Annotated in this window: 13 protein-coding genes and 1 riboswitch; of the genes, 2 read left to right on the top strand and 11 right to left on the bottom strand. The window is 51.5% G+C overall.

The window, feature by feature from the left end:
- Window positions 1-44: 44 nt before the first annotated feature.
- The 3 genes from SELR_RS08615 to SELR_RS08625 are packed head-to-tail and all read right to left on the bottom strand — an operon-like array spanning window position 45 to window position 3,449.
- Window positions 45-1,448, bottom strand: a complete 1,404-nt coding sequence (locus tag SELR_RS08615) for an FAD-binding oxidoreductase (RefSeq protein WP_014424838.1) — start codon at window positions 1,446-1,448, stop codon at window positions 45-47.
- On the bottom strand, window positions 1,445-2,638 hold the full coding sequence (locus SELR_RS08620) for an electron transfer flavoprotein subunit alpha/FixB family protein (RefSeq protein WP_014424839.1): 1,194 nt from the start codon (window positions 2,636-2,638) through the stop codon (window positions 1,445-1,447). The genes SELR_RS08615 and SELR_RS08620 overlap by 4 nt, the downstream gene beginning before the upstream one ends.
- Before the next feature lie 19 nt (window positions 2,639-2,657).
- On the bottom strand, window positions 2,658-3,449 hold the full coding sequence (locus SELR_RS08625) for an electron transfer flavoprotein subunit beta/FixA family protein (protein WP_014424840.1): 792 nt from the start codon (window positions 3,447-3,449) through the stop codon (window positions 2,658-2,660).
- Between the two features lie 197 nt (window positions 3,450-3,646).
- On the opposite strand from SELR_RS08625, the gene SELR_RS08630 reads away from it, so the two are divergent.
- Window positions 3,647-4,792 (top strand): acyltransferase, encoded by a 1,146-nt coding sequence (locus SELR_RS08630; protein WP_014424841.1) that lies wholly within the window; start codon window positions 3,647-3,649, stop codon window positions 4,790-4,792.
- A 57-nt stretch (window positions 4,793-4,849) separates the two neighbouring features.
- On the opposite strand, the gene SELR_RS08635 is transcribed toward SELR_RS08630, so the two are convergent.
- The 8 genes from SELR_RS08635 to SELR_RS08670 form a co-directional block, all read right to left on the bottom strand.
- Complete coding sequence (locus SELR_RS08635; RefSeq protein ID WP_014424842.1) at window positions 4,850-5,629, bottom strand: ABC transporter ATP-binding protein; 780 nt, start codon at window positions 5,627-5,629, stop codon at window positions 4,850-4,852.
- Window positions 5,629-6,624 carry a FecCD family ABC transporter permease gene (locus SELR_RS08640; RefSeq protein WP_014424843.1) on the bottom strand — a complete coding sequence of 332 codons (996 nt, stop codon included), beginning with the start codon at window positions 6,622-6,624 and terminating at the stop codon, window positions 5,629-5,631. The genes SELR_RS08635 and SELR_RS08640 overlap by 1 nt, the downstream gene beginning before the upstream one ends.
- Entirely contained in the window at window positions 6,624-7,580 is a 957-nt protein-coding gene (locus SELR_RS08645) for an ABC transporter substrate-binding protein (RefSeq protein WP_014424844.1), read from the bottom strand. Before SELR_RS08645 ends, SELR_RS08640 begins: the two co-directional genes overlap by 1 nt.
- A 16-nt stretch (window positions 7,581-7,596) precedes the next feature.
- On the bottom strand, window positions 7,597-8,298 hold the full coding sequence (gene cobI, locus SELR_RS08650) for a precorrin-2 C(20)-methyltransferase (protein ID WP_014424845.1): 702 nt from the start codon (window positions 8,296-8,298) through the stop codon (window positions 7,597-7,599).
- A 144-nt stretch (window positions 8,299-8,442) separates the two neighbouring features.
- Window positions 8,443-9,435: a sirohydrochlorin cobaltochelatase gene (locus SELR_RS08655; protein WP_014424846.1), complete on the bottom strand. Its 993-nt coding sequence runs from the start codon at window positions 9,433-9,435 to the stop codon at window positions 8,443-8,445.
- A 135-nt stretch (window positions 9,436-9,570) separates the two neighbouring features.
- Window positions 9,571-9,765, bottom strand: a riboswitch (cobalamin riboswitch).
- A 140-nt stretch (window positions 9,766-9,905) separates the two neighbouring features.
- Window positions 9,906-11,420, bottom strand: coding sequence for a lysine--tRNA ligase (lysS, locus tag SELR_RS08660; RefSeq protein WP_014424847.1), 1,515 nt, complete (start codon window positions 11,418-11,420; stop codon window positions 9,906-9,908).
- A gap of 28 nt (window positions 11,421-11,448) precedes the next feature.
- Complete coding sequence (greA, locus tag SELR_RS08665) at window positions 11,449-11,925, bottom strand: transcription elongation factor GreA (protein WP_014424848.1); 477 nt, start codon at window positions 11,923-11,925, stop codon at window positions 11,449-11,451.
- A 145-nt stretch (window positions 11,926-12,070) separates the two neighbouring features.
- Window positions 12,071-13,957 carry a type I glutamate--ammonia ligase gene (locus SELR_RS08670; protein ID WP_014424849.1) on the bottom strand — a complete coding sequence of 629 codons (1,887 nt, stop codon included), beginning with the start codon at window positions 13,955-13,957 and terminating at the stop codon, window positions 12,071-12,073.
- Window positions 13,958-14,463: 506 nt separating this feature from the next.
- Between SELR_RS08670 and SELR_RS08675 the strand changes: the two genes are divergently transcribed.
- Window positions 14,464-15,321 carry an Rpn family recombination-promoting nuclease/putative transposase gene (locus SELR_RS08675; RefSeq protein ID WP_014424850.1) on the top strand — a complete coding sequence of 286 codons (858 nt, stop codon included), beginning with the start codon at window positions 14,464-14,466 and terminating at the stop codon, window positions 15,319-15,321.
- Window positions 15,322-15,327 lie beyond the last annotated feature (6 nt).

The raw sequence follows: 15,327 nt of genomic DNA on the forward strand, positions 1-15,327 counted from the left end.
AGTGATTACTCACCATGAGGGAAATTTTATTTTGTCTGCTTATTTTATGCCTGACAAACCTTATGGGGATTCAGGATATTGTTGGGATCAAAGACCTTCTTGATGCCCCGCATCAGTACCAGGCTGGCTTCCGGCAGGGACTCATTGAGGTATGGTTTCTTGACCAGGCCGATGCCATGTTCGCCGGATACCTGTCCGCGCAGGTCATGTGCTTTCGCATACATGCGATTCATGGCAATGCCCAAAAGATCCTGCCATTTATCCTCGGGCAGGTCATCCCGCAGGATATAGACATGGAGGTTGCCATCGCCGGCATGGCCAAAAGATTTGATGCGGATGCCGATTTCCTGCCGCAGCTGATGGACGAATTCCACAAATGCATTGACCTTGTTGCGGGGCACAACCACATCAACCTCATCCATCATGCTGGTGGAAGCCTTGATGGCTTCCAGGAAGGCACCACGCGTCTTCCAGACCGGCAGGCTGCGCTCTTCCGTATCGGCAATCAGGATATCGATAGCTCCCTGGTCGAGGCAGATCTGCGCCGTTTCATCGTAATAGGAAGCGATCTCCTCCATGGTATTGCCGTCAAATTTCAAGAGCAGATAAGCATCGGCCTGATTGTCCGGGAACTTGCGCCCCAGATATTCTTCGGCATCGAGAATGACTTCCCGTTCCATGAATTCAATGGCTGTCGGCACAGATTTGGCCTGAATGATAAGAGGCACTGTACCAATGGCCTGTTCCAGCGTCGGGAAGGGCACCAGCAGGCTGACGCTCTTTTTCGGCAGGGGCAGCAGTTTCAGGATGGCCTTGGTGACAAAAGCCAGCGTACCTTCGGAGCCGATGACCATATCCTTGAGGTCATAACCGGAGCTATTCTTGACCACCTTGCCCCCCAGCTGCATGATGGTACCGTCGGCCAACACCACTTCCAGAGAGCGCACATAGTCACGGGTTACGCCGTATTTCACCGCCGTCATGCCGCCCGCATTGGTGCTGATATTGCCGCCGATGGTGGCGGATTTTTCACCTGGATCAGGCGGATAATAGAAACCTCTCTCTTCCACATAATTGCGCAGTTCCATAAGCAGGACGCCCGGTTCCACGGTCAGGGTAAGATTTTCTTCATCCAGTTCCAATACATGGTTCATCAGCGTGGTGTCAATCATGATGCCGTGTTCCACGGCTACGGAAGCACCCACAAGGCCGGTACCTGCCCCACGCGGCGTCACGGCGATATGATGTTCATTGGCATAGGCCATGAGCTTGGATACCTCTTCCGTGGAAGTCACCCGGGCCACCAGCGTGGGGTACGATTTTTCGCTGGCCAGCTCATCATGACTGTATTCCTCATTGATTTCCTCACCGAACAGCAGGCGTTCCCGATCCATGAAGCCGGCAATGATATCTAAATCCTCTTTGGTGATCTGTTTGTATTCCATCATGCGATTTTCCTCCCCTGCTGGATATCTTCAATCAGCTGCGGTATAACCTCGTACAAATCCCCCACTACAGCGTAGTTAGCCACCTTGAAGATGGATGCCTTGGGATCGCTGTTGATGGCAAAGATCTCTTCTGAATGTTCCATGCCAGCCACGAACTGGATGGCACCGGAAACACCACAGGTGATGATGAGTTTTGGACTTACCGTGCGGCCGGAAAGCCCAATCTGCCGTTTGGCATCCATCCAGCCCGCTTCAATCAGCGGCCGGGTGCAGGCAAAATCGCCTCCCAATGCTTCGGCTAATTTATAGACGAGCTCCAGATCCTCTTTTTTCTTGATGCCGCGGCCGGCAACCACCAGCACATCTGCATGTTCGATGCTCTTTTCCTTGGGTTTCTTGGTAATGCCCAGGACGGCAATACGGGAAGCAAGCGCATCTTCCGGTACGTCAAAGCTTTCGATGGTGCCATGGGCCTCCTCGCTGCGCTCCGGTGCGTCCATGATCTTATAGCGGACCGTAGCCATCTGCGGGCGGGTGTTCGGCGTCAGGATCTCCGCCATGATATTGCCACCGAAGGCCGGACGGATCTGTACCAGATCGGAGTTCTCATGGATATCCAGCACCGTGCAGTCAGCCGTAAGCCCCGTATGGAAGCGGGCGGCCACCCTGGGTGCCAGCTGGCGTCCCACCGGCGTAGCCCCGACGAGAATGGCAGCCGGTTTCACCTGTTTGATGAAATACTCAAAGACCTTGGCATAGGATTCCATATTGAATTCGCCCAGCGCTTCCTTGTCGCAGACAAAGACCTTATCCACACCATAATGACGCAGTTCCTCAGCAGACTTGCCGATATCATGTCCCATGAAGAGCGCGAAAACCTGCTGATGGATCTTGTCCGCCAGTTCCCGGGCCTTGCCCAGAAGCTCATAGGAAACCGGATGTACACGGCCGTCCACATGATCGATATAAACGGCAATCCCCTGCCATTTGCTCTTGTCAATCTGCGGCTTTGCTTCATCCTCCACAAACTCCATGGCCCCATTGCCCTTCTTCACGCAGAGTTTGCAGAGACGGCAAGCGGCAGAGATCTCTACCTTGCCATCCTTCTCCGTCATGGCACCGAAGGGGCAGATGGCCATAAGTGCTTTGATATCCTGAATCTTATCCTGATGTACAACTAATTTTCCCATTATGAAACCTCCCAAGGATTTACGCGATAAACTTCTGACTCTTCAGCAGGCTGTACATGCGGTCTGCCAGTTCCTCACCACTGCCCTGCCAGGTCTCCCTGGCCTTGTGGAACTCCGGCGGGAAGATGCGCTGTACCTGGGTGGGCGAACCATTCAGGCCATAATGATGTTCATCCGTATCGCTCATATCGCTTAACGTATAAGTTTCAATATCACGACTGGCCGTTTCCTTGGATTTCTTATAGGACGGCAGGCGCGGTTCATAGATGTCCTTCTGTACCGTCAGCAGGCAGGGGAATGCAACTTTCAGCCGTTCCACATCCTCGGACATTTCCATATCTACCTGAATGGAATCGTCCTCCACACCTTCCACCTGCTTCACATTGCAGACGCAGGGAATGCCAAGCTGTTCGGAAACTTCCGGACCAACCTGGGCAGTATCGCCATCGGTGGTCTGCAGCCCGCAGAGAATCAAATCGAAGTTACCAAAACGTTTGATTCCCTGAGAAAGCGTATAACTCGTAGCCAGCACATCCGCGCCGCCAAATTTGCGATCTGTGATGAGTGCCCCCTTGTCAGCACCCATAGCAAATGCTTCATAGAGAATTTTTTTGGCGGGAGGCGGCCCCATGGTCAGTACATTGACCGTACCACCATACTGTTCTTTGAGGCGCAGCCCCGTTTCTAACGCAAAAAGGTCATATGGATTCATCTTGGCATCCGCCCCATTGCGCTTCAGTACACCAGTTACCGGATCGACTTCCACTTTGTTTGAACCTGGAACTTGCTTAATACAAACGAGAATATTCATTGCTTTCACCCTCCTTGCTTATACTAATTCGTCATATGATTCTAAACTCCTTCTATTGAATAAAATTTTCTTTATATTGTGAAATAAATAACTATCACGGGATAAAACGATTTTTCAATAACAAATACAGGTGGCATGAAATATCAATTTTTGTTATTATAGGTACGTACTAATTTTTATCGAGGTGTTTTATCTTTATGCAAACTGCCAGTCAGCCGCGCAAACCGCGTCTTGCCGCCATTGAATACATCCGCGGCATTTCCATGATGGGAGTTATCGGTATCCATATCGGCTCCCAATACATCATGAATCCTGCCGCCAACATCCACCTGGTGGCGCTGTTTGAAACCTTCACCAGATTCAGCGTACCGATTTTCTTCTTTATCTCAGCCTTTGGACTCTTCTACAATCTGAACATCAACGCCACCTTCGACTTTGTCAGCTTCACCAAACGGCGTCTGAAGACGGTGCTGATTCCCTACCTGGCCTGGTCGCTCTTTTATCTCTATCACGACGGACTGCTCTACGGCATAGGCTTTCCTGATCCGCTGCATCTGCTGTCCATTCTCTTTTTCGGCAATGCCAAATATCAATTGTACTTCATGGTAATCCTGCTCTGGTTCTATCTGCTGATGCCTCTCTGGATTGCCATCGTCCGCCGCCTGACCATTCCGCGCCTTGGCTGGCTGCTGGCCTTGCAGATTGCCTTCGATTACTGGTCGAGTTTCAGCACGTCCTTCAATATATATGTCTACGGCCTGCCCGATGACAGCATCCTGAAACCCTTTTTGCTGTACCGCCTGAACTATTGGGTATTGCATTACTTCTTCATCTTTCTGCTGGGCGGCTATCTCTCCGTCCACAGCGCAAGATTCATGGAGTTCATGAAAGCACATCTGCATGGCCTGACCTGCTTTTTCTTCTTCACCTTGGGCGGGCTGATGACCTATTACTACGAAAAGATCTATTTTGACGGCTATACGGCACTGGAAGCCATCAACACAGCCCATCAGCTCTGTCCCTGGGGCATCCTCTACACCATTGCCGCCAGCCTGTTCTTCTTTGCCGTCTTTACCTATCAAAGCTATCCCCAAAGCTGGAATAGCCTGCTGCATATCTTAGGCAAGCATTCCTACTTCGCCTATCTGGCCCATCCGCTCTTCATCACCTATATCGGCCTTTGGCTGCAGAACACCGGCCATCTTATGACAGCCCCGGTCGTGATTGCGTTCTACTTCGCCACGCTGCTGCTCTCCATCCTCGCAGCCATCGCCTGCCGCCAGCTCGGCACTTATGTGCCCATCATCAACAAGCTGACCATTGGTGTCTATCCGAAAAAATGACAACGACAAAAAGGCAGTGAAAAGTTTCGCATTACTTTTCACTGCCTTTTTCCTATCCTATTTTACTTTCCGCAGGGGAAAGATGATTTCCTGCCCCCTGCCATTGGCAAATACATCGGCTTCCACATGGAAGATATCCCGCAGGCATTTGACCGTCAGGACCTCCCGCGGCTCGCCCTGGGCCCGGACTCTGCCGTCCTGCAGCACGATGACCTCATCGGCATATTGCAAGGCGTGGTTGATATCATGCAGCACCATGATCACCGTAATCTGCTGCTCACGATGCAAGTCCTGTACAATATCCATCACCTGCAATTGATTGGCAATATCCAGGTACGTCGTTGGCTCATCCAATAGCAGGATCTCCGGCTGCTGGGCCAGCACCATGGCCAGGAACACCCGCTGACGTTCACCGCCTGACAGATCCTGCACCCGTCGGGACGCAAAATCTGCAATCTGCGCCGTTTCCATGGCCCATTTCACCGCCCGCTGATCCGCTTCCCTGTCCTGCGTAAAAAAACTTCGGTAAGGAAAGCGCCCGTACTCCACGAGATTTTCCACCGTGACATCGGCAGGGGCCATGGTTCCCTGGGGCAAAATCGCCATTTGACGGGCCAGCTCCCTGCGACCGAAGCTTGCGATATCCCGGCCATCCAAAAGGATCTGTCCTTCGATATCCCGGTTCAGCGCCGCAATCGCCTTGAGCAGGGTTGACTTGCCTGCTCCATTGGGGCCGATGATGGCCGTGCGCCTGCCCATCGGAAACTTCACGGAAATATCATGCAGAATCTTTTTTCCATTGACCGCCACCTGCAAATTCTGTGTTTCTAAGGTCATCACAATTCCCTCCTTAGCAAAAACAGAAAGAAGGGCGCGCCGATAATGGCCATGATGATGCCCACCGGCAGTTCCACCGGCGCAAAGGCAATCCGCGCCACCGTATCACAGACCGTCACAGTCCCAGCGCCCAATAGCGCCGTAGCCGGCAGCAGCCAGCGATAATCCGAGCCGATCAGGAGCCTTGCCGTATGAGGCACAATCAGCCCCACAAAGCCCAATAAACCCACCACGGACACGGCACTGGCCGCCAGCAGGGCAGCGATAGCCGACAAGGCTATGCGCGCCAGCCCAACCCGCAGGCCCAAACCTTTTGCCAGTTCATCCCCCAGCTGCAGGATATTCAGATGGCGGGCGCCCCAAAAAGCCAGAATAACCCCCAGCAAAGTGTAAGGCCAGAGCATTTCCACCTGGGGCCAGCTGCGGGCCGATAAGCCCCCCACCATCCACATCAGGGCGCCATGCACCCGGTCACTGTAGAAAATGAGCAACGCCGAAATACCGGCACCGAAGAAAGCCGACACCGCCACACCAGCCAGTACGATGCGCAAGGGGCTGATACCGTTCTTCCAGGCCAGGATATAAATGAGCACTGCCGCTCCCATGGCACCGATAAAGGCCGCCGGCGTGATCAGATAGGCATAAGCCGGAAAAGCCAGCATGATCAGGATGCCGAAAATGCCCGCCCCCGACGAGATGCCGATGATATGCGGATCAGCCAAAGGATTGCGCATCACCGCCTGCAATATCGCCCCGGACAAAGCCAGATTGATGCCCACCAGCAAGGCCACAATGGTGCGGGGCAGGCGGATATTGTAGAGGATCTGCCCATGGGCGCCGCTGATATCACCGCCAAGAGCTTCCAGAGCCTCAGCCCAGGGAATATCCACCGAACCACGGGACATGCTCAAAACGATGCCGAAACAAGCAAAAGCGGCCAACGCTGCCATAAGCAGCGTCCGCCGTTTCGCCGATGATTTAAAATCCATCTGCATTATTCAAAAACCTCAGGATACAGGCACTTGGCCATTTGTTCCACAGCTTCCGGATAATGGATACCAGGACTCAGCAGGAATAAATCCTGGGGCAGGTAATAGACCTTGCCCTCCTTCACAGCCGTCACCGACTGCCAGGCAGGACTTTGCAAAGTCTTATCCATCCCAGCCTTGATATCCTCCATCTTGCCCATGCTGGTGATGAAGATCACGTCCGGATTCTTTTCCACCAGCGTTTCCAGGCTATAAGGAGCCGCATCGGGATTCTTGGCTAAAGGCTCCATATTGCTGGCCACATTTTCCCAGCCCAGCATCTTGACAATGGAGCCGGCAATGCTGCCATCGAGCTGTACCGTCAAGCCCTGATTCGTGCTATGGATGATAGCGGTACGGCGCTTATCAGCCGGAATCTTAGCCTTGACTGCAGCAATCTTTTCTTCCATACTGCTGACCAGCTGCTGGCCCTTGTCGGGATTGCCCGTAACCTTGGCCAGCGTTGCCACTTCCCGCTTGACATCTTCATAGCTCTTCATATCCAGCACCAGGGTCTTGATGCCATTGGCCTCCAGCGTGTCCACCAATTTCTCATTCATGCCCTTGTTGATGATCACGAGATCCGGCTGGCAGGCCATGATCTTTTCCGTATCAACCTGATAGACCTTGCCCACACTGGTCAGGTCCTTGGCAAAGGCGGGCATCTTCGTCTTGGAATCCGGACGGCCGACCACAAGGTCGGCACCGCCCACGGCCTCCAGCGGCTCCAAAAAGGACGCCGAGGTCACCACGATGCGGGCAGGCTTCTGGGAGAATTCCACATTGCGGCCCAAATCGTCTGTCACCACGGCAAAACTCTGCTGCCCGGCCGGCTGATCAGCCGCCTTGTCACTGCCACAACCGACCAGCAATATCGATACCGCCATAATAAATGTCAATAAAATCCCTATATGGCGCTTCATAGTATCATCCCCTATTTTAATTTTTACGTGTCAAAATCGTGGAGAGATAGTTCAGCTTATCCTTCTTATGAGCTACGACATCATAGATGATCTTTTCGTCATCGAGGCCGGCACGGCTGACGAGGACGGCCTGTTCCGCCATTTCGTTCTGATCCAGCATATCGGCCACTTCTTCAAAGTTCTTGTAAACCTTCATCAGCACCACATTATCTGCGGCCTGCATGGCCTTCTCTACCTTTTCCGGGCTGGCCGTAGCCGGAATGATGGAGAGTACATCATCCCCTTCCACGATGGGATAGCCCAGCTGACTGCCAATAGCCGCGAAGGCCGGAATCCCCGGGATGGTCTTGATTTCCACACCGGCATTTTCCAGCAGGCGGAATACATAGATATAGGTGCTGTAGAACATGGGATCGCCAATGGTCAGGAAGGCCACATTCTTGCCCGCGTTCAGCAGCTCCAGAATCTCCTGCTTATTGGCTTCCCAGGCATCCGTGCTGTTCTCCGCAAAGCCCTTGACCATGGGAAACACCTGATAGACAATCTCCACATCTTTTTTCAGATAAGGTTTTGCTACGGACAGGGCCACACTGCCATCCTTCTTCTCCGTCTTGGGCGCGATCAGCACATCCACCTGCTCGATGGCCTTGATGGCCTTCACCGTCAAAAGTTCCGGATCGCCAGGGCCTACGCCGATACCATAAAATATTCCACTCATATTCCAAACCTCCATAAATAAGTTGTCTTAGCCTATCATACTATGCTGACTATTCCCTGTCAAATATTGAGGAAGCCGTCTGTCCCTTTCTGACAGGGAAAACAGACGGCTTTAGTGTGTCATGTGGATGAATATGATTAAATCTTATTTTTCTAATGCGTTCCAGGCATCTTCAGCCCGTTTCACATAGAGGTCACGGATTGCCTTGTTTTCGCCGATGCCATGGATATAGGCATCAACCTTGTAGCCGGCTTTTTCCAGGATGGACTTATGGGAATCTTCTTCCGCACCAGCCATATCGTTGTTGGCATGGTCGCCAGCTACCATCATCATGGGCATGAGCGTTACATGCTTGATGCCGTTCTTCTTGAGTTTCGGCATAACCGTCTCCAGATTCGGCCAGCCCTCTACTGTGTAAACATAGACATTCTTGAGGCCCATCTCGTCAATCTTGGCCTGGATCACGGAATAATAAGCATTGGAAACCTGCGGCGTGCCATGAGCCATGATCAGGATGGCATCATCCTTGCCCTGTTTCGGGAACTGGGTGGACAGTGCCTTGATGGTCTCCGTCACATCATCAGCCTGTTCTTCCTGGCCCTGCCAATACATCAGGGACGTACCCAGCGTCATCTTCTTGAACTGATCCTTGTAGTTATGATATACGCCGATATCATAATTGTATTCCATGCCCGGAATTACATCCAGGGATGCCAGAGCTACGCGGGTGTAGCCTTCTTTTTTCAGCTGATCCAGAGCTTCTTCCGGCGTCGGATAGGTGATGCCCTCGTTCTTCTTCACGCGGTTGATGATGATATGGGAGGTATACGCCGTAACTACCTTCGTGTTCGGATGCTTAGCCTGGATTTCCTTTACCGTAGCGTCGATGGTCTTTTCCCGGGTATCTTTGAAAGTCGTACCAAAGGTCATAACCACAATAGCATCCTTGTTGGCAAGGTTAGCCATTGCCGGATTCTCATTCTTGAGCACGCCAATTTCTGCAGCCTGCTTCAAAGCCTTGGTCGGAGCCTTGACTTCCTCATTCAGCTGATAAGCTGCCTCTGCCGGCACATAGCTTGCAGAGAAAGCTGCCCCACAGGCGATAGCCGCTGCCAACATTTTCTGCCAATTCTTCATAAAAAAACCTCCCTAAAATCCATTCCACAAGAAAAAGCACCTTTCCTCGCTGCAGCGCAAAAAGATGCTCTCATCATCAATCGACGAAATCCCCTTCCTATCGCTCGCAGGTTCAGCAGCATCCCAATAGCTGCTACGGTGATTGTCAAACAGGCAGTTCTCCTGGCTCGGTTCATCGCTCCTCTGCGCCTTCCCAAAGGCTTATGCCCCCAGTGACTTAACTATGCAGATTCGCTCCCCTTACAGTGGCGGGACCGCGCTGGCCTATACCAGCTTCTCTTTTCAGCAGCCGGATGTGCGCCGGCTTGCACCTGTTCCTTCCTATGGAATTAGCTATAGTGAAATAACTCACACGAGCTATTATAACCTATTTTTATGAATTTTACCATAGCTGAAATTTATTTTCATAAAATTATCAAAAAAAGCCATGAGTCTGCTCGTCCAGCAAACTCATGACTTCCTGGTTTCATTTAGTTTTGTTCAGCCAGCGGCTTCATGGTCGGGAACAGCAGTACGTCGCGAATGGAAGCAGCATCCGTCAGGAACATGACGAGACGGTCGATGCCGATGCCTACACCGCCCGTTGGCGGCAGGCCGTATTCCAGAGCCATGACGAAGTCTTCGTCCATGCCATGGGCTTCATCATCGCCAGCTTCACGCTGCTTGAGCTGATCCTCGAAGCGGCCCTTCTGGTCGATGGGGTCGTTGAGCTCGGTGAAGCCATTAGCCAATTCACGGCCATAGATGAAGAACTCGAAGCGATCGGTAATGCGTGGATCTTCAGCATTGCGCTTAGCCAACGGGGAGATTTCCGTAGGATGCCCCGTGATGAAGGTCGGCTGCATCAGGGTCTCTTCGACTTTTTCTTCGAAGGCCTGATTCAGGATGCCGCCGATGCCATGACGTTCCTCGTAGGGAACACCGATTTCATCAGCCAGCTTGCGGGCTTCTTCCACCGTTTCGCAGGCCATGAAGTCCTTGCCCGTTGCTTCCTTGACGGCATCGTTCATGCTGATGCGCTTGACCTTGGACAGGTCGATTTCCACACCCTGATAGTTGATGACGGAGGTACCCAGTACCTTCTGGGCAGCGTTAACCACGATGCCTTCCGTCAAATCCATCATATCCGTGTAATCAGCGAAAGCCTGATAGAACTCGATGGAGGTGAATTCCGGGTTATGGCGCACGTCCATGCCCTCGTTGCGGAAGATGCGGCCGATTTCATAAACGCGGTCAAGGCCGCCTACGATCAGACGCTTGAGGTTCAGTTCCGTAGCGATACGCAGGTACAGGTCAATGTCCAGCGTGTTGTGGTGGGTGATGAACGGACGGGCTGCAGCGCCACCGGCGATGGTGGACAGCACCGGGGTCTCCACTTCCAGATAGCCGCGCTCATCCAGATATTCACGGATGGAATTGATAGTCTTCGTGCGACGGCGGAAGGTCTCACGCACATCCTGATTCACGATGAGGTCGAGATAGCGCTGACGATAGCGGATATCCACGTCCTGCAGGCCATGGAATTTTTCCGGCAGCGGACGCAGGGATTTGGACAGCAGGTCGAAGTCCTCTACACGCACCGTAACCTCGCCGCGGTGCGTCTTGAACACCACGCCGCGGATGCCGATGATATCACCGATATCAAGACGGCGGAACTGGCCTTTGTACTTCTCCTCGCCCAATACGTCAATCTTGAAGTACACCTGAATGTTGCCCGTGCGGTCATTCAGCGTGCAGAAGGAAGCCTTGCCATGGCCGCGGATAGCCATGAGGCGGCCGGCGATGAATACTTCGGGGCCTTCTTCGTCCCCTTCCAGATGGTCGTATTCCTTCTTGATATCTGCCGCATATGCCGTCACATCAAAGCGATGGCCAAAGGGAGCCACGCCCATTTCCTTGAAGGCTTCCATCTTGTCACGGCGAACCTTCATCATCTCATTCAGGTCTTCCACAGGAGCCTGCTGATTCTGCTTATTTTCTGCCATTTACGCAAATTCTCCTATCTATATTAGCTTACTTTAAAATATCCTTGATTTCGTATTTGATCACACCAGCCGGAGCGTGTACATCAACGATAGTGCCGCGTTTCTGGCCCAGCAGTGCCTGGCCCAGCGGGGATTCGTTGGAAATCTTGCCTTCATCCGGATCAGCTTCGGTGGAACCAACGATCATGAAGGTTTCCGGGCCGTCTTCAGCAAATTCCAGATCTACGACGGAAACTTTGGAACCCATCTGCACCACGTCGCCGCTGCCGGCCTTGATGATATCAGAGTTGCGGATCTTGGCTTCCAGATCGGCAATCTCACCTTCGAGGAATGCCTGCTCGTTTTTCGCATCATCGTACTCGGAGTTCTCGGACAAGTCGCCCAAGGCAATAGCGGCTTTCAGACGCTCTGCAATCTCGATACGACGTACGCTTTTCAAGTAATTGAGTTTTTCTACGAGTTTATTATAACCATCTTCGGTCAGCATGACCTTTTTATCTGCCATGTTAAACGCCCCTTTGCAAATCATATATTAAGTAACTGTATTATTGTACCCCGCCCGCCCCTTTCCTGTCAACCGTATTGGAGTAGTACACAACAAAAAAGGGATAAATCCGGAAAAGATTTATCCCTTCTTGAAAAATCTATGCTTAGATCATGTTCTTGACATAGCTGTCATAGAGAGCCTTGAGTTCCTCTACTTTATCGTACATCTCAACCTGCAGGCCGGATGCAGCAGCGTAGTCGCCTTCGTTCAGGGCGTTGATGAGCAGCGTGAACAGGGACTTCTCATCAATGCTGTCCTTGGCCAGATATGCGCGGATGCCGTTGATCTTGTTCCAGTTGTAGGAATCCAGATCCGTTACATACTCAGCCTTGATTTCCTTGGCAGCGCGGACGATATCGCGGTTTTCCGGAATGATGCGGGAGATGAGCTCCGTCTTCCAGCGCAGCAGAGCGCCAGCGCGGAATGCATCGATGATGGTGTCATTGAGAGCACCGCCAGCGGTGATGACGGCCTTCTTGTCGGCATAGTTCTCGAAGTTCTGCATGTTTTCCCAAACCGTTGCCGGCGGTGCACCGAAGAGACGATCGCGTTCTTCATCGGTGTAATCTTCGAATACATCGTCTTCACTGCGATATGCGCGGTTCTTTTCAAGATAGAAGCCTTCTTCGCCAGCTTCCTTGGAAAGCTCGGTGAGAAGTTCTGCCGTCGTGTGCTCAACAGCCACTTTGATGCCATCGAGGCATGCAGAGTAGATAGCAGCCAGCACCAGATAGGTATTCGTGTACGGGTTGCAGGCACGCAGCTCGAAACGGGTTGCATACGGGTTGCCCAGGTCACGGATCAGGCCAGCCAGGATCGTACGGTTACGAGACGGGATTTCCGGCGTCTGGCCCAGGGAAGTTACGATACATACCGGAGCTTCGAAACCGGGTTTCAGACGGTTCAGGGAGTCATTCGTAGCGGATACAAACGGATTGATGGCTTCGTAGTTCTTGAGCATGCCCATCAGGGAACCATAACCGATAGCGCTCATGAAGTCCTTGCGCTGGTCATCAGCCGTGAACAGGTTATGAACCTTGCCATCTTTCGTTACAGCAGCCATGCCGATATGGGTATGTTCACCATTGCCAGCCAGACCGATCATCGGCTTAGCCTTGAAGCTTACTTCGAGGCCGATGGAACGGAAGGTTTCCTTGACCACCATGCGGACGAGGATCTCATTGTCTGCAGCCTGCAGGGCATCGGCAAAGCGCCAGTCAACTTCCAGCTGTTCGCAGACATGGGTCATGTTGCCGCTGCCATCGATCTGAGCCTTGAGGCCGCCAACTTCCTTATGGCCCATTTCTACTTTGAGGCCGTATTTATCGAGCTCCAGCAGGCAGTTTTCCATAGCCGTGCGCACAGCGCCATGGGTGCGTTCCCAATACTGTTCCTGCATGACCTGAGAAGCGGACATCTCTTCGATAGCTGCTTCTTCCAGCGGCGTCTTCACCCAGAATTCCAATTCCGTTGCGGAGGTGAACTGGATGTCAACTACATCATTGCCGTTGACGCTTTCGAGACCGGAAATCTGCGGATGCTTCTTGAAGGTATCCAGCAGTTCTTCCTTGACGTAGTTCAGCGTATCAGCCAATACGGCACGGGAGTCGACGCGTTTGCCTTCATGTACGAGGAAGGACGGAATGCGCAGGGTACCAACCGGCTTGCCCGTCTCTTCATCATAGAATTCCATATTGTAATCCACGAACCAGTTTACGGAAGGATCGATAGGCATATCAACTTTAGCGTTGTTCAGGGTGGCGATACCCGTCAGCACAACGGAAGAACCGTCCGTCTGTACAGCAGTGCCGGCATAGAAATCATCGATATCTTTGATGAAGATGCGGACCGGAATCTTTTCGTCCGTATCGTTACCAGCCATATCCACGCCCACGAGGGAAACAAATTTGATTTCCGGATGAGCCTTGAGCTGCTCGATGACTTCCTCTTTCTTAGAATTCGCCGGAATCACATACAGTAAATTTTCCACGTAATACCACCCTTTCAAATCAATACGAAAAAGCCATGCAAACACACCTCTTGCGAGGTAACTGTCCACACGGCTCCATTGCCATAAGTATTCTGTTCTCTGAAATGTATATTAGCATAGAGTTGCAAAGTTGTAAAGTCTTTTTTAGAATAAATTTCGTAAAAGACTTCCAATGAAAATTCCCCTTCGACATGATTAGCAAAAGAGCTTTAAGCCTTCCACAACCAGCCCTCCCCCAATACACTAACCAGCCCCGGCTGCTTCGATTCAGAAGCAGCTGGGGCTTAGCTATTATTATATGTCAGCAATTATAAAATTCTTTGTACCAGGCAGCAAAGCTGTTCAGCCCCTGCTGGATATCGATAGCCGGGCGGAAGTCGTAATCGCGCTCTATCAATGTCCATTCATAATGTACATTCCTTTCCGGAAGTGATATAATATATACAAAACAAATTATTTACCACACAGTAATTTCTCTGATATAATGAGAGAAAGGAGCAATATCTATGTCTGAGAAAAGGTTCAGCATCAAACCCTGGGAAGAACTTACCATTGCAGATGACTACATGTTCAAACTGGTTATGCACCATCCCAACATCTGCAAGCGCCTTATTGAGAAGATTCTCAACATCAAAATCAAGCATATTGACTATCTGGACGATGAAAAATCTCTCAAATTCCGCTATGCAGGCAAGGGAATACGGCTTGATGTCTATGTCGAGGGAGACAATACCATCTACGATATCGAAATGCAAGTACGGGATTATGGTGATAAAGAGCTCGCCTATCGCACCCGGTACTACCAATCCATGATTGACGTTGAAGCTTTGGCCGCCGGTACTGACTACAAAGAACTCAAGAAATCATACATTATCTTTCTATGCCCCTTCGAACTTTTTGACGGGCTTAGACATATGTATACATTCCGCAATATCTGTCTTGAAGACAGGTCTATGGAACTAAACGACGGTACTACAAAATTATTCTTATGTTCCGAAGGCAAACTGGATGATGTGTCAGCAGATATAAAGGCTTTCCTTGATTACATAAAAGGTTTTCCCACCGCCGATGAGTTCGTTACAGAAATCGATAGCTTCATAAAGGAAATAAAGATCAAAGAAGAAGAGAGGGTGAGTTACATGACATACGCCATGAAAATACAAGAAGCACACGATGACGGCCGCGCCGAGGGACGCGCCGAGGGACGTGCCGAGGGACGTGTTGAAGGGCGTGCTGAAGGGCGTGATTCAGAACGGATACGCACAGCCATGGATATGCTGCGTGACCATAAGCCCATGGAGGAAATTATCAAATATTCCCACCTGACAGAAGCTCAGATCCAAGAATTAGCAAAAGAGCTTTAAGCCTTC

Origin of the sequence: Selenomonas ruminantium subsp. lactilytica TAM6421, from assembly GCF_000284095.1 — a bacterium.
GTDB lineage: Bacteria > Bacillota > Negativicutes > Selenomonadales > Selenomonadaceae > Selenomonas_A > Selenomonas_A lactilytica.

What these genes read in the sequence shown, in the direction of transcription:
- cobI (WP_014424845.1), bottom strand. Translation starts at nt 8,298, where the DNA reads ATGAGTGGAATATTTTATGGTATCGGCGTAGGCCCTGGCGATCCGGAA.
- SELR_RS08645 (WP_014424844.1), bottom strand. Translation starts at nt 7,580, where the DNA reads ATGAAGCGCCATATAGGGATTTTATTGACATTTATTATGGCGGTATCG.
- SELR_RS08675 (WP_014424850.1), top strand. Translation starts at nt 14,464, where the DNA reads ATGTCTGAGAAAAGGTTCAGCATCAAACCCTGGGAAGAACTTACCATT.
- SELR_RS08655 (WP_014424846.1), bottom strand. Translation starts at nt 9,435, where the DNA reads ATGAAGAATTGGCAGAAAATGTTGGCAGCGGCTATCGCCTGTGGGGCA.
- lysS (WP_014424847.1), bottom strand. Translation starts at nt 11,420, where the DNA reads ATGGCAGAAAATAAGCAGAATCAGCAGGCTCCTGTGGAAGACCTGAAT.
- SELR_RS08635 (WP_014424842.1), bottom strand. Translation starts at nt 5,629, where the DNA reads ATGACCTTAGAAACACAGAATTTGCAGGTGGCGGTCAATGGAAAAAAG.
- greA (WP_014424848.1), bottom strand. Translation starts at nt 11,925, where the DNA reads ATGGCAGATAAAAAGGTCATGCTGACCGAAGATGGTTATAATAAACTC.
- SELR_RS08640 (WP_014424843.1), bottom strand. Translation starts at nt 6,624, where the DNA reads ATGCAGATGGATTTTAAATCATCGGCGAAACGGCGGACGCTGCTTATG.
- SELR_RS08620 (WP_014424839.1), bottom strand. Translation starts at nt 2,638, where the DNA reads ATGGGAAAATTAGTTGTACATCAGGATAAGATTCAGGATATCAAAGCA.
- SELR_RS08615 (WP_014424838.1), bottom strand. Translation starts at nt 1,448, where the DNA reads ATGATGGAATACAAACAGATCACCAAAGAGGATTTAGATATCATTGCC.
- SELR_RS08630 (WP_014424841.1), top strand. Translation starts at nt 3,647, where the DNA reads ATGCAAACTGCCAGTCAGCCGCGCAAACCGCGTCTTGCCGCCATTGAA.
- SELR_RS08625 (WP_014424840.1), bottom strand. Translation starts at nt 3,449, where the DNA reads ATGAATATTCTCGTTTGTATTAAGCAAGTTCCAGGTTCAAACAAAGTG.